The sequence below is a fragment of the Zoogloea dura genome (assembly GCF_012927165.1).
Lineage (GTDB): Bacteria > Pseudomonadota > Gammaproteobacteria > Burkholderiales > Rhodocyclaceae > Zoogloea > Zoogloea dura.
In genome coordinates, this window is sequence record NZ_JABBGA010000079.1 from 1 (window position 1) to 1160 (window position 1160).

General features: G+C 60.8%; 1 protein-coding gene. It reads right to left on the bottom strand.

Annotated elements, in window-relative coordinates; genetic code table 11:
* Positions 1-1160, bottom strand: a 1160-nt coding sequence (gene tuf, locus HHL15_RS26165) for an elongation factor Tu (RefSeq protein ID WP_169148696.1), incomplete at its 3' end; no start/stop codon positions are given.

Below are 1160 nucleotides of genomic sequence, written 5' to 3' on the forward strand. Positions count from 1 at the left end.
CCAACGGTACGGCCACCTTCGCGGATCGCGAAGCGCAGACCTTCTTCCATGGCGATCGGAGCAATCAGCTTCACCGTCATGGAGATGTTGTCGCCAGGCATCACCATCTCGGTGCCTTCCGGCAGGGAGATGGAGCCGGTCACGTCAGTCGTACGGAAGTAGAACTGCGGACGGTAGTTGTTGAAGAACGGGGTGTGACGGCCGCCCTCTTCCTTCGACAGCACATACACCTCACCAGTGAAGTGGGTGTGCGGCTTGATGGAACCCGGCTTGCACAGCACCTGACCACGCTCGACGTCTTCACGCTTGGTGCCGCGCAGCAGCACGCCCACGTTGTCGCCAGCCTGACCTTGATCCAGCAGCTTGCGGAACATTTCCACGCCGGTGCAGATGGTCTTGACGGTCGGCTTGATACCAACGATCTCGATTTCTTCACCCACCTTGACGATGCCGCGCTCGACACGACCGGTCACCACGGTGCCGCGGCCGGAGATCGAGAACACGTCTTCGATCGGCAGCAGGAAGGGCTGGTCAATGGCACGCTCCGGGGTCGGAATGTAGGAATCCAGGGCGTCGGCCAGACGGAAGATCGACGGCTCGCCGATGTCCGACTGGTCGCCTTCCAGCGCCTTCAGCGCGGAACCCTTGATGATGGGCACATCGTCGCCCGGGAAGTCGTACTTGGAGAGAAGCTCGCGCACTTCCATTTCAACCAGCTCGAGCAGCTCTTCGTCGTCCACCATGTCGCACTTGTTCAGATAGACGATGATGAAGGGCACACCCACCTGACGGGCCAGCAGGATGTGCTCGCGAGTCTGGGGCATCGGGCCGTCAGCAGCGGAACACACCAGGATCGCGCCGTCCATCTGCGCAGCACCGGTAATCATGTTCTTCACGTAGTCGGCGTGACCCGGACAGTCCACGTGAGCGTAGTGACGACCTTCGGTTTCGTACTCGACGTGAGCGGTGTTGATGGTGATACCACGAGCCTTCTCTTCCGGCGCCGCGTCGATCTGGTCGTAGGCCTTCGCCTCGCCGCCAAACTTGCGCGACAGCACGGTGGTGATCGCAGCCGTCAGGGTGGTCTTGCCGTGGTCAACGTGACCAATCGTGCCAACGTTTACGTGCGGCTTTTTCCGCTCGAACTTTTCCTTAGCCAT